Origin of the sequence: Arthrobacter sp. KNU40 (assembly GCF_051515115.1) — a bacterium.
GTDB lineage: Bacteria > Actinomycetota > Actinomycetes > Actinomycetales > Micrococcaceae > Arthrobacter.
The window spans coordinates 39,661-58,423 of sequence record NZ_CP195850.1; the positions used below are offsets into that span (position 1 = coordinate 39,661).

The following is an 18,763-nucleotide window of genomic DNA, read 5'->3' on the forward strand; positions in this document are numbered from 1 at the left end:
CTTGATGTTTCAGGCATGATAGTGAGGTATTCAACCTGAGACGGGGATCACAATGCCTTTTATTGACCTCAACAGCGACGTCGGAGAATCGTTCGGCAACTGGATCATGGGCGACGACGCCGCAGTCTTCCGTTACGTGTCGAGTGCCAACGTCGCCTGCGGATTCCACGCCGGAGATCCCAGCACTATCGCCAGCACCTGCCGCGAGGCCGTCGCTGCCGGGGTGACCATCGGTGCCCACGTGGGTTATCGGGACCTCGCGGGTTTCGGCCGACGATTCCTGGACTGCTCCGCCACGGAACTGGCCGACGACGTTCTGTACCAACTCGGCGCACTCCAAGCTTTGGCCCACGCGGCCGGTTCTGAGATCAAGTACGTCAAACCACACGGCGCCCTCTACAACGCGATCGTCCACCACGAAGTCCATGCCCAAGCAGTGGCCGACGCCGTCCATGCCTTCAGTCCCGGACTCCCGCTGCTTCTCCTGCCGGGCTCCGTCGCACTCGCCAAAGCCGAAGCGAAGGGGCTCCGCGGAGTAGCCGAGGCATTCGCCGACCGGGCCTACAACGCGGACGGTACCCTCGTGTCGCGCCGCGAAGAAGGCGCGGTGCTCCACGATCACGCTGCCATCACCGAGAACATGGTCCGCCTGGCAACGCAGGGCAAAATCGTGGCCCGCGACGGTTCTGTGCTTAACGTCCACGCCGAAAGCATCTGCGTACACGGAGACACTCCCGGCGCCGTGGCCATGGCAGCCGCCGTCCGTGAAGGACTCGAGGCAGCGGGCGTCACCGTACGGAGCTTCGCGTGAGCCTTACGGGAATACGATGGGCGGGCCCGCGCGCCCTGCTGGTGGAACTTTCCGACCTCCCTTCCGTGCTGGCGTTTCATTCCAGCTTGCTTGCCGAGCCCCTGCCCGGCCAGCTCGATGCGGTCGCCGCGGCAGCCACCGTACTTCTCAAGTTCGGCACGCATGCCGAGGCACTCGCGGCACGCACCGCCGTCGGGCATGTCGACCTGGGAACGGTGCCACGCGACAGTTCCCGCGACGTCACCATCGAAGTGGTGTACGACGGCGAGGACCTCGCCGAGGTGGGCATCCTCACCGGTCTGGGCCGGGACGGCGTCGTGGCCGCGCACACTGGACAGCTCTGGACCGCGGCTTTCGGCGGTTTCGCCCCGGGCTTCACGTATTTGCTCGGCGAGAACCACACCCTCGACGTTCCGCGCCGGAGCTCGCCACGCACCGCCGTTCCGGCCGGTTCCGTGGCGCTCGGCGGAACGTTTTCCGCCGTTTACCCGCGGCAATCCCCGGGCGGCTGGCAGCTGATTGGGCGTACGACGGCGGTCCTCTGGGATCTCGGGCGCGAGTCACCGGCGCTTGTTCGACCGGGAGACACTGTCCGGTATGTTGCCGTCCGCGAGGCCGTTGCGCTGACTCCAACTGGGCACGCGGTCCGCGAAGTGACCGGACCCGCGCTGGTGGTGGACTCACCCGGACTGCAATCGCTGGTCCAGGACCTCGGCCGCCCGGGACTGGGAGATCTGGGAGTTTCAGCCGCGGGCGCTGCGGACCAGCAGTCGATGCGCCAGGCCAACCGCTTGGTGGGCAACGAACCCGGTGCGGCGGTTGTGGAAACGGTGCTGGGCGGACTCTCGGTCCGGGCCGTCGGCGACCAGGTGATCGCTGTTGCCGGAGCGGTGGTGCCCTTGGAAACCCGCGATGCGTCGGGGACTCCGGCCCGCCGCGCGGCGATGTGCGCGCCCTTCGTTCTCCTGGACGGCGAAACCCTCAGCCTGGGAGAGCCTACGCTCGGGGCCCGCAGTTACCTTGCCGTCCGCGGCGGAATTGATGTGCATCCGGTGCTCGGCAGTCGCTCAAGCGACTCGATGTCCGGAATCGGTCCCTCGCCGTTGTCGGCCGGGACCCGCCTCCCCGTAGGGAAAGCGCCTATGTTCCAGATGGTCGGCGCTCCCGAGGAATCCACGCTCCGTCTGGGAAAGGGCTCCGCGGAACTCCGGATCACCTTAGGCCCTCGGGACGACTGGTTCGATTCCCGCGCCCTGGAGACGCTTACGGGGGAGGACTGGATCACCACCGAACAGTCGAACAGGATCGGTGTCCGGCTCAGGCCCGGAAGCAACCGTGCGCTCGAACGAAACCCCGACCGCGGCGCCGGCGAGCTCCCCAGCGAAGGTGCCGTTGCCGGCGCACTCCAAGTGCCACCCAGCGGACACCCGGTCCTGTTCCTGGCCGACCACCCGGTGACCGGCGGGTATCCGGTGATTGCCGTCGTCGTACCCGAAGACCTGCCGACGGCGGCGCAATTGCCGCCCGGCCACAGCGTGCGGTTCAGGATCGTGGACCCCGCAACCCTTGAACCACTTGAATCTGCCGCTACCGGCGCTGTCACCGAAGGAAACCAGCCATGAAGAAGGTCCTGATCGCCAACCGCGGCGAGATCGCCGTGCGGATTGCCCGTGCCTGCTCGGACGAGGGCTTGGAGTCTGTCGCCGTGTATTCGGATCCCGACGCCGATTCCCTCCACGTGCGGTTTGCCGGCGAGGCCTACGCACTGGGCGGTTCCACCGGCGCGGAGACATACTTGGACATCGCCAAGCTGATCGACGTCGCGCGCCGCTCCGGTGCCGACGCCGTACACCCCGGATATGGGTTCCTCTCGGAGAACGCGGATTTCGCTCAAGCCGTGATCGACGCCGGCCTCACCTGGATCGGCCCGGCACCGCAGTCCATACGGGAGCTGGGAAACAAGGTGGTCGCCCGCGAGATTGCCGTCCGCGCGGGGGCTCCGCTCGTTCCTGGCAGCGACGGTCCGGTGGCCAACGCCGCTGAAGTACTTGCATTTGCCTTGGAATACGGAATGCCGGTGGCGATCAAGGCTGCTTTCGGCGGCGGCGGACGCGGGCTCAAGATTGCGCGGCGCCTGGAGGACATCGAGGACGCGTTCGAATCGGCCGTGCGTGAATCCAAGGCGGCCTTCGGACGCGACGAATGCTTCGTGGAACGCTTCCTGGACCAGCCACGGCACGTCGAGGCTCAGATCCTGGCGGATATGCACGGCAACGTGGTGGTTCTGGGAACCCGCGATTGCTCGCTGCAGCGCCGCAACCAGAAGCTTGTGGAGGAGGCCCCCGCACCCTTCCTGAGCCCTGAACAGCGCATGCTCATCCACGAATCGGCCAAGGCCATTTGCCGCGAGGCCGGATACTACGGTGCCGGGACCGTGGAATACCTCGTGGCCGTGGATGGCACCATCTCCTTCCTGGAGGTCAACACACGCCTGCAGGTAGAGCATCCCGTCACCGAAGAAACGTCCGGGGTGGACCTGGTCCGCGAACAATTCCGGATTGCCGCTGGCGGCAGGCTTTCCCTGGTGGAAGACCCTGAGCCCAAAGGACACGCCTTCGAGTTCCGTCTCAACGCCGAGGATCCCGCGCGCGGCTTCCTGCCGGGGCCCGGCACGGTGGAGGTCTTCGAAGCACCCACCGGTCCTGGTATCCGCGTGGACTCCGGGGTTCGCTCCGGCTCGGTGGTTCCCGGAGAATATGATTCCCTCCTGGCCAAGCTGATCGTCCGGGGCGAGGACCGGCAGCAGGCCCTGCGCCGCGCCCGGGCCGCCCTGGACGAGATGCAGATCAAGGGTTTGCCCACCGTGCTTCCCTTCCACCGGGCGGTGGTCCGCCACGGGGCCTTCACCTCGGAGGACAAGCTCGGCGTGTACACGACGTGGATCGAGACCGAGTTCGCCGAGGAGTTGGCCGCGTCTCCCGAGATCGCCCGCGTGGCCCCCGGCTCCGAACGCAGCACGTTCACGGTGGAACTGGACGGCAAGGCGGTGCAGCTTGGGCTCCCCCTTCGCTTGTTCGAAGCGCTGATGAGCGGAGGTGGCGGTTCCGTCGCTGCTGTTTCGGCTCCGGTGGCCGACGAATCCGGTCTGGCATCGCCGATGTCCGGCTCGCTGGTGAAGTGGCTGGTTGAGGACGGTGCGGTCGTCGAAGTCGGACAGCCCGTGGCCGTGTTGGAGGCGATGAAGATGGAAACCACCGTCCCTGCCCACCGTTCCGGCACCGTGGCGCGTGGTCCGCACGGGCCGGGCACCGCGGTCGGGCGCGGGGAGGTGCTCGCGAGCATCGGCTGAGCTTGCCCGGTCGCCGTTCGGTAGATTTAGGGCATGCCCATGAACGCTGCGCTTCAAGGAATCGCCGACGCCGGCCACGCAACCCACGCCCACACTGGAGCGTGGGTTGCCGCCCAGCTTCGCCAGCGCATCTCCGATGGCTTGTTGCCGCCCGGCACGAAGCTCTCCGAGCAGGCTTTGTCCGAGGCGCTCGGCGTTTCCCGGAACACCCTGCGGGAGGCCTTTACAGTGCTCGCGGGTGAATCCGTGGTCCAGCGGATTCCCAACCGCGGCGTGTTCGTGGCAGCCCCCGGAGCAGACGACGTCCGCGAAATCTACCGGGTGCGCCGCCTGATCGAGCCGGCTGCGGTGTTGTGGGGCGACGTCCCGTCGGGAGCCCTGGACGCTATGGACGTCATCGTCGACAAAGCCCGGACCGCCCTTGCCGAGGGATCCGTGGCCGGCATGGCGGATGCCAACCAGGAGCTGCACAAGGCCTTGGTGTCGTTGTCCGGAAGTGCCTCCCTGGACGCATTGATGGAGAAGGTGCTGGCCGAGATGCGATTGGTCTTCCACGCCATGGCCACCACTCCCGACTTCCACGGCCACTACGTGGAACGGAACGCCGCTTTGGTTGCCCAGATCCGTAGCGGACAGCGTGAAGAGGCTGCTGCCGAATTGCGCCGCTACCTCGACGGTGCCGAGCACGAACTCCTGGTGCACATCGGGGCTGTTCCGTAAGGCGCCTGCGCCACCACACAATGCGACCACGCAAGGCGTGAGCCAGCTATGGAGCAGAAACGCCCGCCGCCGCTTCGGCTTCGGCCATCGCAACATCCAACTGCTCGACGGCGCGGGCATAGTCCGTCCCCGCTGTCGGGCGGCAGCGTTGGGCTTCCTGCAGCGCGCGCACCAAGGCCGCGGTCTGCGGAACGTTGACGTCGCTCATTCCGGGGAAGTCGATGCCCTTGGCGGGATCCAGTTCATATCTTTGCCAGCGGGCCAGGAGGGCATCGTGACGGGTCGCCGCTTCCGTGAAGCCGCTGCGGCTTTGTCGCTTTTGCTCCAGTTTCCGGCCGACGGCAAATGCCGCAACGCCCGAACCCATGCCAAGGAAAAGCATCGAGAGCCCGACGGCGGGCGAGGCCAAGGCGGGAATGACGACTGCGGGGACAATCACCACGAGTCCGGCGAAGATGTTCCAGAAGGTGGCGTCCGGCTCTTTGACGAGGTCCCGATCACGGTGGCCGAGGGGCCCCTGCAAGGCGGGGCGGCCGCCGTCGGGGGCTCCATGGATGACCCCTTTGCGGACGGTGTTGACGGTGAAGGCCACCGCGCACATGAGCAAAATTGCCCACAGCCCGATCTCCCAGACCGGCAGCTGGATTCCAGTTGTGGCGGGCAATCGGACCACCTCCACGCGAATGCGCACCCCTTTGAAATCAGTATGCGCCGAGGAAGACGCGGAGGCGAGAGCCCGAATCGCGCTTAAAAGCAGCAAGGCAGGACACCCTGTCCGGGGTGTCCTGCCTTGCTCGGCAAGTCCGGTTGGAGCTTAAGCGTGGTCCCGCTTGGAAGCCTTGGGCGCGTCCCGCTTGGCAGTGGCGTTGGTTTTGGCTTCTTTCGTAGCTTCCTTTTTGGCAGCTTCTTCCTTGATGCGCTTTGCCTCGGAGCGTACGGCTGCGTGCGTGGCGCGCTCGACGACGAGCCACTGCGGAGGAGCTTCGAGCAGTTCGGTGATTTCCGCCGTCGTCAGAGGTTCGGTGATTCCGCCGCGGGCGAGGCCGCTGATGGAGATATTCAGCTTCTGTGCCACCACGGGACGGGGGTGCGGACCCGTCCGGCGGAGCTCGGCGAGCCACTCCGGCGCGTTGGCCTGGAGCTCGGCGAAATCGGCGCGGGTGATTTCCGAATCCTGGAACTCCTGGGGTGTTGCAGGCAGGTAGATGCCAAGTTTCTTGGCAACGGTGGCCGGCTTCATGGACTGGGAGTTTGCAGAGGTCATGGTTCAAGGGTATCCGCCACCGCAGCGAAGTGGCACAGCCGCTGTTCTAGGATGAATCCATGCCGCACATAAGAGTCGCCGGGGCCGCCCGGAAAGTCCTGGTGACGCAAGCCTCGGCGTACCGCGGGCGTTGATGAACTTCAGCGGGATTCCACGGTGGGTCTATGGCCTTGCGGTACTGGGCGGTTTGTTCGTCCTGCTACCGCTGGCTGCCATGGTCGCAAAGGTCAATTGGGCGCAATTCATCCCGCTGGTGACCTCCGAGTCCTCGATTACAGCGTTGGGGCTCAGCCTTCGTACCTCTGCCGCGAGCACCGCGCTCTGCGTTGTCCTGGGCATCCCCTTGGCGCTTGTCCTTGCCCGCCGGCCCTTCCGAGGGCAGCGGCTACTCCGCGCCTTCGTCCTCCTGCCCCTGGTGTTGCCGCCGGTGGTGGGCGGCATCGCGCTGCTCTACACGTTCGGGCGGCAGGGGCTTCTGGGGAAGAGCCTTGAGGTCGCGGGCATTCAAATCGCCTTTTCGACGACGGCGGTGGTCCTGGCCCAGACGTTCGTCGCCCTGCCGTTCTTGGTGGTCAGCCTCGAAGGTGCCTTGAGGACGGCAGGCAACCGCTACGAAGCTGTTGCCGCGACGCTCGGCGCCCGCCCTACCACCATCCTGCGGCGCGTGACCGTACCTATGGTCCTCCCGGGACTCGCGTCCGGTGCGGTGCTTTCCTTTGCCCGCAGCCTGGGCGAGTTCGGGGCCACGCTGACTTTCGCAGGGAGCTTGCAAGGTGTTACTCGGACCCTGCCGCTGGAAATCTACCTCCAGCGAGAGACCGACGCAGACGCTGCCGTCGCCCTTTCACTCGTGCTCGTCGCGGTGGCGGTGATCGTCGTCGGGCTGTCTTACCGGCGTCCGCACCGCGCGGACATTCCGGCGGAAGCAGCCGCATGAGTTTCCACATCGACGCCACCGTCCGCGCCCGCAACCTGGACGTGTCCTTGAGCCTCGGACAGGCGGAGACCGTGGCGATCCTCGGACCCAACGGTGCCGGAAAGTCGACGTTCCTTTCCGTTGCGGCGGGGCTCTTGCGGCCGGACGCCGGCTCTGCCCGACTGGGGGACCAGGTCCTCTTCAATCTCGACGGCGGCAGCCGGGTATGGACCCCTCCGCACCTTCGCGGTACGGCGCTGTTGGCCCAGGAACCGTTGCTTTTCCCGCACCTGAGCGTCCTCGACAACGTGGCTTTCGGCCCGCGCAGCGCCGGCGCCTCCCGGACGGAATCACGCGAGACTGCGCGGCATTGGCTTGTCGAAGTCGACGTCATGGAGTTTGCCGGGCGGAAGCCCGGGCAGTTGTCCGGGGGACAAGCCCAGCGTGTTGCAGTGGCCCGCGCGCTGGCGGCCAGTCCCGAGTTGTTGCTCCTCGATGAGCCGATGTCCGCGCTGGACATCCACGCCGCCCCGCACCTGCGTCGGCTCCTCAAACGCGTGCTGTCCGGACGTCGCGCCCTGATCATCACCCACGACGTCCTGGATGCCCTCATGCTCGCGGACCGCGTGATCGTCATGGAAAAGGGCAGGATTGTGGAAGAAGGCGCCACCCGTGAAGTGTTCCGGCGTCCGCGTAGCCAGTTCGCAGCCGGCCTGGCCGGGGTGAACCTCATGGCGGGCACGGTCACGGAGGACGGACTCAGGACGTTCGCCACAGAGGAGCTTCCCGGACTGCACGTCGCGGGACATCTCGATGACGAAGCGGAACCGGGCCAGCCCGGCGTCGCGGCCTTCCCGCCGTCGGCCGTTTCCATCTTCCTGGACGCCGCCCACGGAAGCCCGCGCAACTCGTTCCCGGTTGCAATCACCGATCTTGAACCGCACGGGGACCACATCAGGGTCCGGGCCGGCGATTTGGCAGCGGACATCACGCCCTCAGCCTCCGCCGAGCTGGGACTCGAACCCGGCTCGCGCGTCCACTTCGTGGTCAAGGCCACGGCGGTCCAGGTCTACGCGGCGTAGCCTGGACCGGCGCTGCGTTGGCTACCGCCCGCGCGGTACTGTGAACTGGTGCCATCCGATCAAGAATCCCTGCCCGCCGTCGGTGCCCCCGACGCCTCCGAAGCTGAAACAAGCGCTCCCGAGGGGCTGACATTCGCTTACGTTGCCGGCGTGACGCCCGGGAAATGGATCCGGCGCTGGGAAGAGCGCATGCCCGATGTTCCGCTGCACTCGTTCATGTCCGACGACGGCGCGCAGCTGGAGGTTCTGCGCGATGGTTCCGCGGATCTCAGCTTTGTGCGCTTGCCCGTAGATCGCGATGGACTCCACGTTATTCCGCTCTACGAAGAGCAGCCGGTGGTGGTGGCCCCGAAGGGTCACGAAATCTCAGTGTTCGAAGAGGTCGCTCTGGAGGACCTCGTGGAGGAGAACTTCCTGGATGTCGCCGGTATGGGCGGGCCGGAGATGGCCATGCAAGTGGTGGCCTCGGGCGCCGGTCTCGTGATCCTGCCGATGTCCGTGGCCCGGCACTTCAGCGTCAAGGACACGGTGGCGCGGCGCTTGACCGGGGCCGAAGGTACGCAGATCGCCCTTGCCTGGCCGAGCGACTCCACGAGCGAGGTCATCGAGGAATTCATCGGCATTGTCCGGGGCCGGACCGCCCAGAGCTCGCGGCAGCCTTCGGCGCAGCAGGAGAAGCCCAAGAAGGCACCCAAGCCGGACCGGCGCGGCACCGGCGCCAAAAAGCCGGCGGTGGCTCAGCGCTATGCGCCGAACCCCGACAAGGGCCGGGGCAAGGGCTCCCGCAAGAAAGGAAAGCGCTAGGCGATGGGACTTGGAGCGAAGCCGACCATCCGGGACGTCGCCAAGAGTGCGGGCGTCTCCCTCACCACGGTGTCCTATGTCTTGTCCGGACGGCTTGGTGGGACCACCCGGATCAGCGAAGCAACACAAGAGCGTGTCCAGGCCGCGGCCAAGGAACTGGGTTACGTACCGAACCAGGCGGCCCGCGGAATGCGCCGCGGCAAGACCGACCTCGTGGCGATTGCCATCGGCGACCTGGAATGGCCGTGGGACCGGGCCTTGGCAACGGCCGCTGCACGCATTTTGCCCCAGCACGGCTACCTGCCCGTGATCCTCATCGGCGAAGGGTGGCGGCGGTTCATGCTCTCCGGCGGTGCCGACGGTGCCATCATCGGGGCTCTTCCGCCCGGGACCCTTCTTGACCTCACGGTGGGCGAGCTGGCCCGGCGCGGAGTAGCACAAGTCATCATTTCGGACACCATGCAGCCTGCCGGATTCGATGTCCTGGCACCTGGATCCGCGGGTGGGACTCCGGAACCGGAAGCCCTCGAAGGCGCCATCACCCTGCTTCTGGATCGGCTCGCCGGCCGCACCATTGGCGCGGGAACCATCAAGGCCGCGCCTTGGGAGTTCAAGACTCCGTAGCGCCCAACTAACTCGCAGTTGTTGTCGTTTTGGCGGCTCATAACGACAACAAATGCGAGTCAGTTGGGGGTCCGGGGACGTTAGTTTGCGTTGAGCTTGCCTGCCAGCCGTTCGCGCATCCGGATGCTGGCCGCGTTGAGGCCAATCAGCTCCACCTCCCGGCCGTGCTTGCGGTATTTCTCGGTAACGGAATCAAGTACGGCAACCGTGGAGGCATCCCAAATGTGCGAAGCGTGCAGGTCGATGACCACGTGGTCGATTCCCTCCGAGGAATCCTTCGCGTAGTCGAACTGTGTGTAGAGGTCGTTGGAGGAAGCGAAGAACAACTCGCCATCCACCGTGTAGCTCGCCACGGTCCGGCCGTTGAGCCCGAGTTCGCTCCGCTCGACCGTGGCGAAGTGGGCCACTCGGCGGGCAAACAGCACCATGGCCGTGAGCACGCCGGCCCCGACTCCGATGGCCAGGTTGTGCGTCGCCACCACTACAGCCACGGTCACGAGCATGACGCCGGTCTCGGATTTCGGGAGTCGCTTGAGCGTTGCCGGCCGGATCGAATGCCAGTCAAAGGTGATGAGGGAAACGAAGATCATCACGGCCACCAAAGCGGCCATGGGAATCATGCCCACCACGTCCCCGAGGACTACCACCAGCACCAGCAGGAACGCGCCGGCCAGGAACGTCGACAGCCGGGTGCGGGCACCCGAACCCTTCACGTTGATCATGGTCTGCCCAATCACGGCGCAGCCGCCCAAACCACCCAGGAAACCGGTGACGATGTTGGCAATCCCCTGGCCCCATGAGACCCGGGTCTTGTTGGAGCGGGTATCCGTGATGTCATCCACGAGCTTGGCCGTCAGGAGGGACTCCAGGAGGCCCACGAGCGCCATGGACAAGGCGAATGGGGCAATCGTTTGGAAGGTTTCCCAGGTCAAAGGCGCGTTGGGCAGGAAGAAGCCGGGAAGACTGTTGGGGAGTTCGCCCTTGTCATGCACAGTGGGGACGCGGATGCCGGCCAGCGCCGAGACGATGGTGAGGGCGACGACCGCCACCAATGGCGCGGGCACCGCCGTCGTGATTCTGGGCAAACCGAAGACGATCAGCAACCCCACGGCCACAATCGGGTAGACCATCCAGGGAACGCCGATCAGCTCGGGCAACTGGGCCATGAACACCAGAATGGCCAAGGCATTCACGAATCCGATCATCACCGAACGAGGAATGAAGCGCATGAGCCGAGTGACACCCAGGACCGCCAGGACGATTTGGAAGACCCCGGCCAGGATGACCGTGGCAATCAAGTAGTTGAGCCCGTGATCCTTCATGACCGGGGCAATGACGAGTGCTACGGCGCCGGTGGCCGCGGAAATCATGGCCGGACGGCCACCCACGATCGCGGTGGTGACTCCCATGGTGAACGACGCGAAGAGCCCGATCCGTGGATCCACGCCGGCGATCACGGAGAACGCGATGGCCTCTGGAATGAGCGCAAGCGCCACAACCAAGCCGGCCAATGCTTCCGTCTTGAGCCTGCGGGGCGAGCGCAGGGTGAAACGGAGGGACTGGAGCTGCTCGGGTGTCATGGGTCCTTAGCTGTTGGTTAGGCGGTACCGCTCAATCTGCTTGAGACGCCGCTGGAGGCTGTCCCTCCGGGGGTGGGGGACGACGTCGGGCGCCTCAGCGGTGAGGTCGATGTGTTCAGTGCCGTACTGCCACAGCAGGAGGTCATCCAGGAGGCGGTCCGGTCCGGGGGAGTAACGGTGGTCCAGGGCTTTGCGGACCTCGGTGATCCGGTTGGCGCTGAGGAGCCCGGCGAGTTCCACGGTCTTGTTCAGTCCGTGGGCCGCAAGAAGCTCCGCAGCCCAACCCCAGTCGTCATCAACTTTACGGTCAACATGCGGAAGCAGCGTCCGCCAAACGTCCCGCACACGGTTGGGCGTGAGGGGCATGGAACCTTCACCATCGAGATCCCAATAGCCGCGGACTTCCTCGTAGCGTTCGTGGAGGTCGGCGAAGGCGCTCTCGACGGTTTCCAGCATTGCCGCTGTGGCGGTGAACTGGCGGTCGAAATGCGGCGTCCAAGCGCGCGGATCCTCGGCCTTGAAGCGGATGTCGTGTTCGATTTCGCTCCAGGCGTGCGCAAAGACCGTACGGATCTGACATTCGAAGAAGTAGCTGCCGTTTGGCGGAATGTCCGGATTGAAGACCTGCTGGTACGCCTTCACGGACTCGTTCTGGATGGTACGGAGGATAAGGTGTCGGCTCGAATATCCGTAGGTGCCGGACTCGATGGAGCCGATGTCCTTCTCAAGGTCGCCGCGGCAATCGAAAAGCTGGCGCTGGCGCTTGATCAAGTTGGCAACCGCGGCGTTCTCGGCCGGAAGCTTGGTGATGACGCGCAGCCCCACCATGTCGTTCAGGGTCCGGAACGGGTCCGGGAACTTCAGTACCCGTGGACCCCCCTCCAGGGGCACCTCGGTGCGGGAAATCTTCTCCCGGAAAGATTCGACCGTCTTGGTGCGTCCCGTGACGAAGAGGGGCACGGACTCGCTGTTCTTGAGCATGTCCCGCAGGGTCAACAGGACGTCGCGGGTGACGAGTTTCAGGGCAGGACGGACGCGTTCGTAAAGCTCAACGTTCGCCTGTACTGATTCGCGCAGCTGAGGATCCAAGCTGTCCCAATTGCTAGCCATGCCTCCAGCTTACGGTGGAGGGACGACAGTGAAGCGGAGCCGGACCCGCTGGCGTTACCAGGCGCTCCTTTTGCCTGTGTCCGCGCGCAAACCACGACGGCTCCCCCTCCGCGGCGCTCCTCCGCGATAGGCTCGGCACAAAGGAGGACACGATGAAGCGGCACAAGTACTACTACGGTCAGCACTCCAGCCAATGGGGCGAGCTGTTCGTACCAGATTCGCTGCAGCCACACCGCACTCGACCCGACGGAGTGGTAGTGGTGATCCACGGAGGCTATTGGCGCTCCCAGTACGGCGCGGAACTCGGTGAGCCGATTGCCAGGGACCTCGCTGCGCATGGAATAGCCGCCTGGAACCTTGAATACCGGAGGGCGGGAAACGGTGGCGGCTGGCCGCATACCTTCGAAGATATCCTCGACGGGATCGACCATCTGGGCGAGATCGCCGGCAAGCATGAACTCAATCTGAACAAAGTGGTGGCGCTGGGACACTCCGCAGGCGGCCATCTCGCGGTCTGGGCAGCCGGGCGGGACAAGCTCTCCAAGATCGGCGCCCCGGACGCCGACCGGCAGCTCCATCGGCATGACAACGGCGCGGCAGTGCGCCTGACCGGCGTCGTGAGCCAATCCGGCCTGCTGAACCTGGCCGACGCCGAGCGGCTCAACCTGAGCAACGGCGCCGTCGACAACCTCATGGGTGGCGACTCGGTCAGATACCCCAAACGGCATATCTATGCCGACCCCATGAGGTCGCTGCCTATCGCCGTTCCGGTCTTCGCGGTCCACGCCGCATCGGACGAGGATGTCCCGTGCAGCCAGTCCGAGGCTTATGTTGCCGCAGCCACGGCTTCCGGGGGTGCGGCCCAGTTCCTCAAGGTGCCCGGCGACCACTTCGACCTGATCGACCCCAGGGCCGTTGCGTACAAGAAGTGCCGGGAGTTGGTGCAGCGGCTGCTGGTGTGACGGTTTGCTGAAAAAGTCACCGGCTGTCATCGCGAGACGCGCACCACATCCGCGTGGCAGAGTTGTCCCATGCTGACAGTCATAGGTGAAGCGCTGGTTGATGTCGTCCAGCGTTCCTCGGGAGTCGACGCCCACGTGGGCGGAAGTCCGCTCAATGTCGCCGTGGGCCTGGCCAGGCTGGACCACGCAGTCCAGTTCATAGGCCGCTTCGGCAAAGACGCCTACGGGGAATCGATCGCGGCCCATCTTCGCTCCAGCTCCGTCATGGTTCCGCTGCCGCCCGACGATAGTCCCACCAGCGTGGCCACCGCCCTGATCGACGACGACGGCGCTGCCAGCTACACCTTCGACCTCGCCTGGGAGCTTCCCGGCATCGCTGCGCGCCTCCCCTTCATGCTTCAAGGGACATCGCTCCTGCACACGGGCTCCATTGCCACTATGTTGGAGCCGGGCGCAGCGGATGTCCTTGGCGCCGTCGAGCATGCCCATCCGAACGCGACTGTCAGCTTCGATCCCAACTGCCGGCCCAGCATCATCAAGGACCGCGACTATGCGCGCGCCCAGGTGGAGCGTTTCGTGGCGCTTTCAGACGTCGTCAAGGCATCCGACGAGGACCTCGAGTGGCTCTACCCCGGCGTCGACGTCTTGGAATCGGCCCGGCGTTGGCTCGGTCTCGGCGGCAGTGGGGGACCCGCCGTCGTGGTCGTCACCCGAGGCGCAGACGGCCCCTGGGGTGTCACGGCCGCGGGCGAGGCCCACGTGGACACCCCAAAGGTAGAAGTGGCGGATACCGTGGGTGCGGGTGATTCCTTCATGGCCGCCCTGCTCTCCGGAATCGTTGATCGCGGACTGGCAGGGGCCCAGAACCGCGACGAACTGCACGCCATGCCCGCCGAAGTGCTCGAAGGACTCCTCAACCATGCGGCGCGCGCCGCGGCAATCACGGTCTCCCGGCCTGGCGCGAACCCGCCGACCCGTGCCGAACTCAACGCCCTAGGCGTCCCGGAGCCGAAGGCAAGCGTCGAAAGGCAGCCATGAGCTACGCCGACCTTCCACATGTCCCATCCTTCGATGTCACCAGCGGCTCGCTGAAGGACGGCGACGCACTCAGCCCGGCCCAGACCAGCAAGCGCTTCGGCGTGACCGGCGGCAAGGACGAATCCCCACAGTTGAGCTGGAGCGGAGCCCCTGAGGGCACCAAGGGTTACGTCGTCACCGTCTTCGACCCCGACGCCCCCAGGGCGGGCGGCTACTGGCACTGGGCCGTGGTCAACATCCCCGCCAGGACGAACTCCTTGCCGGCCGGCGCCGGCGTTCAGGGCAGTTCACACTTGCCGGCCGGCGCGGTTCAACTTAAGAACGACGCCGGGTTCCCCGGTTACCTGGGTGCCGCGCCTCCGCCCGGGCACGGACCGCACCGGTACATCGTGGCCGTGCACGCGGTCGACGTCGAACCACTGGGTCTCGACGCCCGCGCCTCCACGGAAGCGCTCGTCCGCAAGCTGGCAGCCCACACGCTGGGCCGGGCCGTCATCACGGGCCACTTCGAACGGCGCTAGCTTTGGGCAAACCCGCCGTCGACCGTCCCACGTAGACTGACATAATGCGGCTCGTAGCAAGTGACATTGACGGCACCATCCTCGGCCATGACGGCAAGATCAGCAGCCGCACCATCCGCGCATTCCATGCCTGCCGCGACGCGGGCATCGAGGTGGTGTTCGTGACAGGGCGGCCGCCGCGCTGGCTCTACCCCCTCCGCGAGCAGATCGGCCACAGCGGCATCGTTATCTGTTCGAACGGGGCAGTGGTGTGGGACCTTGAGGCGGACAAGCTGATATCGGCCAATGCCTTGAGCATCGAGTCCGTGCTCGAGGCCCGCCGGATCATCAAGCAGCTCCGGCCCGACGCACTGTTCGCGGCCGAAACACTCACTGGATTCCATCTCGAGCCTGGGTTCATCGAGAACGAGACGAGCGAGCTCCTGGCCGAGTTCACCCCCGCATGGTTGGACGAAACGCTGACCGCGGACGACGCCGTCGTGAAGTTCCTAGCCGTGACGCGCAGAGGTACCCCGGATGATTTCCTGGCAAGTGTCCAGCCCGCCGTCGCGCATCTGGTGGAAACCACCCACTCGGCGCCGCGGACCGCACTCCTGGAAATGTCGGCGCCCGGTATCAACAAAGCCGTCACACTCGCCGAATATGCGGCATCCCGGGGCATCGAGGCCGCCGAGGTGGTGGCTTTCGGTGACATGCCCAACGACGTCGAGATGCTGCGCTGGGCGGGCGACGGTTACGCGATGGCCAGCGGCCATCCTGAGGCGATCAGCGCAGCCGGCCAGCAAGCCCCCCATTTCGACGACGACGGCGTGGCCCAGATCCTCGAAGCGAAGCTCGCGTCACTCCGGGTCTAGCCCTGTACTTGGCCCACGTGCACCGGCCGTTAGTTCGGCGCACGTAGCCCGTGGCTGTGCGCCAGGGCAATGGCCTCTGTTCGTGAGCCCACTCCAAGTTTCCTGAAGATATTCCTGGCATGGAATTTAACCGTGTTTTCGCTGATGTGCAGCTTGGTGGAGATGGCCCGGTTGCGCTGTCCGGCCGCCAAGCAACTCCGCGCCGCCATCATCTAAGGCCCACTTTCCGGCCGGGCGCTCCCAACTAGCTAACAGTTAATGTCGTTTTCAGGCCTCTAAACGACAACAATTGCTAGTTAGTTGGGAGCGCTCACCCATTACACAGCTTCAGTCCAACTGCCGTTCAACTACTCCCCGTAGTCTCCTGTCGTATTCGATGCCGATCACAGGGGACATGATGGCCAAGAGAAAGACGACGGGGTGGCCCGAGGCCCCCGTTCGCCGCGCAGTGCCGGCCGAACATTGGAAGCAGTTGCGCCGCGGAGACCGCGTGAGCGTCAAGCTTGCGCCGGGGTTTGAGAACCCGGGCCAGGTGGACGCCGTGTCGAGCGACCATAGCGTGGTCTGGGTAAACCTCGACGGCGGCCGCGGCCGTACGCTGGTGCACTGCGGCGACGGCGTGGAGATCGTTCCGCAGGAATCCTGACGGGCTCGCGGGAGGCACAGCCGGGTTACGCTACCCGTGTGAGCCCGCATTTGCCCTTCTTCAGCCGCCCGGACGGACTATCCGCTCCGCTTGCCTTCGCGCATCGCGGATTTTCACCGGACGGCCTTGAGAACTCGGGCGCGGCATTCACGGCCGCGCTTGAGCTTGGCTTCACGCACCTTGAAACCGATGCCCGCACCACCGCCGACGGCGTGGTGCTCCTTTTCCACGACGACACCTTGGACCGCGTCACAGACTCCCACGGCCTCATCTCCAGTCTTAGCGCTGCCGAGATTGCCAAGGCCCGGATTGGCAGCCGCGAAGCAATTCCCCGCTTGGCAGACGTCCTGACGGAATTCCCCGAGGCCCGGCTGAACGTCGACGTCAAGGATTGGCATACCGTCAAACCCCTCGCCGCAGTCATCGACCAACTCAATGCACACGACCGGGTGCTGATCGCGAGCTTCTCCGATCGACGTCGTCGGACGGTCCTGCGCCTGCTCCGCCGCCGCACGGCGTCTTCAGCTGGAATCGCCTGCAACGCCGCCTTTACTCTTTTGGGACCGCTTCTTCCTGAGCGCTGGCTCCGGAAGATCCTGCACGACGTCGATGCCCTCCAGGTGCCGGTCCGCTACGGACCCCTGACGGTAGTGACGCCCGGTTTCCTGCGGCGCGCGCATCGGCTTGGGCTGCAGGTTCATGTCTGGACGGTCAACGATTCCGCCGAGATGGCCAGGCTGCTGGACATGGGCGTCGACGGTCTGGTCACCGACCGCGCGGATCGTCTGAAGTCGGTGCTGCTGGGCCGGGGGCAGTGGTGGTGAGCGCCCGGATGCGTACCGCCAGGAAGTCTCGCTCGGCGTCGTTATCCGTGCGCCCCTGCGCTTCCCGGTAGGCGGCGACAGCTTCATCGTTGCGTCCCAGGCGCCTCAGGAGCTCCGCCCGCACTGCGTGGAAAAGATAGTAGTTGTCCAGTTCAAGGATGTCGACGGCGGCAAGTCCCTCGGCGGGTCCTTCCACCTCCGTGAGGGCAATGGCCCTGTTCAAAGCGACCACCGGCGTCGGCTCCATGGCCAGGAGTTGTTCGTAGAGCGTGAGGATTTGGCGCCAGTCCGTTTCCGCTGGCCGTGCGGCATCGCTGTGCACCGCGTTGATGGCAGCTTGCAATTGGTACGGTCCGGGCTGGTTCCTCTTCAGGCATTGCCGCACCAACAACTGCCCTTCGGCAATTAAATCGGAGTCCCAGTGGCTGCGGTCCTGGTCCGCGAGGAGCACCAAGCCGCCGTCGGGAGTCGTCCGGGCCACGCGGCGGGCATTAAGCAGAAGCATGAGGGCCAGGAGCCCTTTGGCTTCGGGCTCATCAGGCATGAGTTCCATGATGAGCCGGCCGAGGCGCATGGCCTCGTGGCAGAGGCCTTCGCGCACCAGCCCCGCGCCCGAGCTCGCGGTGTAACCCTCGTTGAAGACCAGGTAGACCACGGTAAGCACCGACTTCAGCCGTTCCGGGAGCTCGGCGCCAGTCGGTACCCGGTAGGGGATATGGGCGTCGCGGATCTTTCCTTTTGCCCGCACCAGCCGCTGGGCCATGGTTGGCTCGGGGACCAGAAAAGCATGGGCGATTTCGGCGGTGCTGAGCCCGCCCAGGAGCTTGAGCGTCAGGGCCACTTGCGCGGCCCGGTTGATGGCGGGGTGGCAACACGTAAAGATCAGCCGAAGCTGGTCGTCTTGCACGGCGTCCACCTCGATTCCTTCGGGTTCATCGCTGCTTTCATCGCGGGGTTCATCGCGGTGCAGGAGGGCAGCCTGGGCGAGTTTCTCCCTGCCGGAGGCCTCGCGGCGGAACCGGTCGATGGCGCGGTTGCGGGCGGTGGTGATGATCCAGCCGGCCGGGCTTGGCGGCAGCCCGGCGTCGGGCCAGCGCGCTACGGCCTCGGCGAAGGCGTCCTGGACAGCGTCTTCGGCGGCGTCGATGCTGCCCAAAACGCGGACCAGGACAGCCACGGAGCGTCCATACTCTTCGCGGAATACTTGTCCGATCTCTGAGATATGGACCATGGGGAAACTATTCCCGGTAGCCCGCGAACGGCCGGACCTCGATAGGCAGCGTAGTGGCTCGGGCGGCTTTTCGTCCCCAGACAAGTGCCACGTCCAGGTCCGGGGCTTCGATCACCCACAGGCCGCCCACGTGTTCCTTGGCCTCTGCGAAGGGGCCGTCCGTCGTGAGTACTTCGCCGTCGTTCACCCGCACCACCGTGGAGGTGCTGGCCGGGTGCAGGCCACCCGTGAAAACCCAGGCGCCGGCGTCGCGCATCTCCTGGTTCAGGACGTCAAGATCGGCCATGATTTTGTTGAGGACTTCAGGCTCCGGGGCGGGGCCATCGGGCTGGTAGATGCTGAGCAGATAGCGTGACATGACTGTTCCTCCTTCGGATGTGGCGCCGGCACCTTGCCCGCGTCTCACCCTCTATACGAACGGCGTGGG

At 65.6% G+C, this 18,763-nt stretch carries 20 protein-coding genes and 1 pseudogene; 14 read left to right on the forward strand and 7 right to left on the reverse strand.

Annotated features, from left to right (window positions below; all coding sequences use genetic code 11):
• Nucleotides 1–52: 52 nt before the first annotated feature.
• Genes ACSKT0_RS00205 through ACSKT0_RS00220 form a run of 4 tightly spaced genes read left to right on the forward strand, consistent with a single transcriptional unit; the run spans nucleotide 53 to nucleotide 4,880 of the window.
• Nucleotides 53–811 carry a LamB/YcsF family protein gene (locus ACSKT0_RS00205; RefSeq protein ID WP_437771991.1) on the forward strand — a complete coding sequence of 253 codons (759 nt, stop codon included), beginning with the start codon at nucleotides 53–55 and terminating at the stop codon, nucleotides 809–811.
• Entirely contained in the window at nucleotides 808–2,433 is a 1,626-nt protein-coding gene (locus ACSKT0_RS00210) for a 5-oxoprolinase/urea amidolyase family protein (protein WP_437771992.1), read from the forward strand. The genes ACSKT0_RS00205 and ACSKT0_RS00210 overlap by 4 nt, the downstream gene beginning before the upstream one ends.
• Nucleotides 2,430–4,160 (forward strand): acetyl/propionyl/methylcrotonyl-CoA carboxylase subunit alpha, encoded by a 1,731-nt coding sequence (locus ACSKT0_RS00215; protein WP_437771993.1) that lies wholly within the window; start codon nucleotides 2,430–2,432, stop codon nucleotides 4,158–4,160. The genes ACSKT0_RS00210 and ACSKT0_RS00215 overlap by 4 nt, the downstream gene beginning before the upstream one ends.
• 33 nt (nucleotides 4,161–4,193) lie before the next feature.
• Nucleotides 4,194–4,880: a GntR family transcriptional regulator gene (locus ACSKT0_RS00220; protein WP_437771994.1), complete on the forward strand. Its 687-nt coding sequence runs from the start codon at nucleotides 4,194–4,196 to the stop codon at nucleotides 4,878–4,880.
• A 46-nt stretch (nucleotides 4,881–4,926) separates the two neighbouring features.
• Here ACSKT0_RS00220 and ACSKT0_RS00225 read toward each other — a convergent pair whose 3' ends face one another.
• Both ACSKT0_RS00225 and ACSKT0_RS00230 read right to left on the reverse strand, forming a co-directional pair.
• Complete coding sequence (locus tag ACSKT0_RS00225) at nucleotides 4,927–5,544, reverse strand: hypothetical protein (protein ID WP_437771995.1); 618 nt, start codon at nucleotides 5,542–5,544, stop codon at nucleotides 4,927–4,929.
• Between the two features lie 150 nt (nucleotides 5,545–5,694).
• Nucleotides 5,695–6,144, reverse strand: coding sequence for a DUF5997 family protein (locus ACSKT0_RS00230; RefSeq protein ID WP_236813998.1), 450 nt, complete (start codon nucleotides 6,142–6,144; stop codon nucleotides 5,695–5,697).
• 133 nt (nucleotides 6,145–6,277) lie between these two features.
• On the opposite strand from ACSKT0_RS00230, the gene ACSKT0_RS00235 reads away from it, so the two are divergent.
• From ACSKT0_RS00235 to ACSKT0_RS00250, 4 genes are all read left to right on the forward strand, one after another.
• Nucleotides 6,278–7,081, forward strand: a complete 804-nt coding sequence (locus ACSKT0_RS00235; protein ID WP_437771996.1) for an ABC transporter permease — start codon at nucleotides 6,278–6,280, stop codon at nucleotides 7,079–7,081.
• Nucleotides 7,078–8,142 carry a sulfate/molybdate ABC transporter ATP-binding protein gene (locus tag ACSKT0_RS00240; RefSeq protein ID WP_437771997.1) on the forward strand — a complete coding sequence of 355 codons (1,065 nt, stop codon included), beginning with the start codon at nucleotides 7,078–7,080 and terminating at the stop codon, nucleotides 8,140–8,142. The genes ACSKT0_RS00235 and ACSKT0_RS00240 overlap by 4 nt, the downstream gene beginning before the upstream one ends.
• A gap of 69 nt (nucleotides 8,143–8,211) precedes the next feature.
• Nucleotides 8,212–8,946 (forward strand): LysR family transcriptional regulator substrate-binding protein, encoded by a 735-nt coding sequence (locus tag ACSKT0_RS00245; protein ID WP_437774108.1) that lies wholly within the window; start codon nucleotides 8,212–8,214, stop codon nucleotides 8,944–8,946.
• 3 nt (nucleotides 8,947–8,949) lie between these two features.
• The gene (locus ACSKT0_RS00250) at nucleotides 8,950–9,570 is read left to right on the forward strand and encodes a LacI family DNA-binding transcriptional regulator (RefSeq protein WP_437771998.1); all 621 of its coding nucleotides are present in this window, start codon (nucleotides 8,950–8,952) and stop codon (nucleotides 9,568–9,570) included.
• Between the two features lie 80 nt (nucleotides 9,571–9,650).
• On the opposite strand, the gene ACSKT0_RS00255 is transcribed toward ACSKT0_RS00250, so the two are convergent.
• Together ACSKT0_RS00255 and ACSKT0_RS00260 are read right to left on the reverse strand one after the other, a co-directional pair.
• Nucleotides 9,651–11,150: a SulP family inorganic anion transporter gene (locus ACSKT0_RS00255; protein ID WP_437771999.1), complete on the reverse strand. Its 1,500-nt coding sequence runs from the start codon at nucleotides 11,148–11,150 to the stop codon at nucleotides 9,651–9,653.
• Nucleotides 11,151–11,156: 6 nt separating this feature from the next.
• A complete protein-coding gene (locus ACSKT0_RS00260; RefSeq protein WP_059388901.1) occupies nucleotides 11,157–12,260 on the reverse strand; it encodes a GTP pyrophosphokinase in 1,104 nt (367 codons plus the stop codon).
• Nucleotides 12,261–12,412: 152 nt separating this feature from the next.
• Between ACSKT0_RS00260 and ACSKT0_RS00265 the strand changes: the two genes are divergently transcribed.
• The 4 genes from ACSKT0_RS00265 to ACSKT0_RS00280 all read left to right on the forward strand — a co-directional run bounded on the left by ACSKT0_RS00265 (nucleotide 12,413) and on the right by ACSKT0_RS00280 (nucleotide 15,635).
• Nucleotides 12,413–13,222: an alpha/beta hydrolase gene (locus ACSKT0_RS00265; protein WP_437772000.1), complete on the forward strand. Its 810-nt coding sequence runs from the start codon at nucleotides 12,413–12,415 to the stop codon at nucleotides 13,220–13,222.
• Nucleotides 13,223–13,291: 69 nt separating this feature from the next.
• On the forward strand, nucleotides 13,292–14,260 hold the full coding sequence (locus ACSKT0_RS00270; RefSeq protein ID WP_437772001.1) for a carbohydrate kinase family protein: 969 nt from the start codon (nucleotides 13,292–13,294) through the stop codon (nucleotides 14,258–14,260).
• On the forward strand, nucleotides 14,257–14,781 hold the full coding sequence (locus tag ACSKT0_RS00275; protein WP_437772002.1) for a YbhB/YbcL family Raf kinase inhibitor-like protein: 525 nt from the start codon (nucleotides 14,257–14,259) through the stop codon (nucleotides 14,779–14,781). The genes ACSKT0_RS00270 and ACSKT0_RS00275 overlap by 4 nt, the downstream gene beginning before the upstream one ends.
• Nucleotides 14,782–14,825: 44 nt before the next feature.
• Nucleotides 14,826–15,635 carry an HAD family hydrolase gene (locus ACSKT0_RS00280; RefSeq protein WP_437772003.1) on the forward strand — a complete coding sequence of 270 codons (810 nt, stop codon included), beginning with the start codon at nucleotides 14,826–14,828 and terminating at the stop codon, nucleotides 15,633–15,635.
• 29 nt (nucleotides 15,636–15,664) lie between these two features.
• On the opposite strand, the pseudogene ACSKT0_RS00285 reads toward ACSKT0_RS00280, so the two are convergent.
• Nucleotides 15,665–15,826: pseudogene (locus ACSKT0_RS00285) on the reverse strand (response regulator transcription factor); the annotation flags it as partial.
• Nucleotides 15,827–16,032: 206 nt separating this feature from the next.
• Between ACSKT0_RS00285 and ACSKT0_RS00290 the strand changes: the two are divergent.
• Nucleotides 16,033–16,281: a hypothetical protein gene (locus tag ACSKT0_RS00290; RefSeq protein WP_078107057.1), complete on the forward strand. Its 249-nt coding sequence runs from the start codon at nucleotides 16,033–16,035 to the stop codon at nucleotides 16,279–16,281.
• Nucleotides 16,282–16,319: 38 nt separating this feature from the next.
• Nucleotides 16,320–17,105: a glycerophosphodiester phosphodiesterase family protein gene (locus ACSKT0_RS00295; RefSeq protein WP_437772004.1), complete on the forward strand. Its 786-nt coding sequence runs from the start codon at nucleotides 16,320–16,322 to the stop codon at nucleotides 17,103–17,105.
• Here ACSKT0_RS00295 and ACSKT0_RS00300 read toward each other — a convergent pair.
• Both ACSKT0_RS00300 and ACSKT0_RS00305 read right to left on the reverse strand, forming a co-directional pair.
• The gene (locus ACSKT0_RS00300; protein WP_437772005.1) at nucleotides 17,047–18,336 is read right to left on the reverse strand and encodes an RNA polymerase sigma factor; all 1,290 of its coding nucleotides are present in this window, start codon (nucleotides 18,334–18,336) and stop codon (nucleotides 17,047–17,049) included. The two genes, ACSKT0_RS00295 and ACSKT0_RS00300, sit on opposite strands and share 59 nt — an antisense overlap.
• Nucleotides 18,337–18,343: 7 nt before the next feature.
• Nucleotides 18,344–18,694, reverse strand: coding sequence for a YciI family protein (locus ACSKT0_RS00305; protein WP_437772006.1), 351 nt, complete (start codon nucleotides 18,692–18,694; stop codon nucleotides 18,344–18,346).
• Between the last annotated feature and the right edge of the window lie 69 nt (nucleotides 18,695–18,763).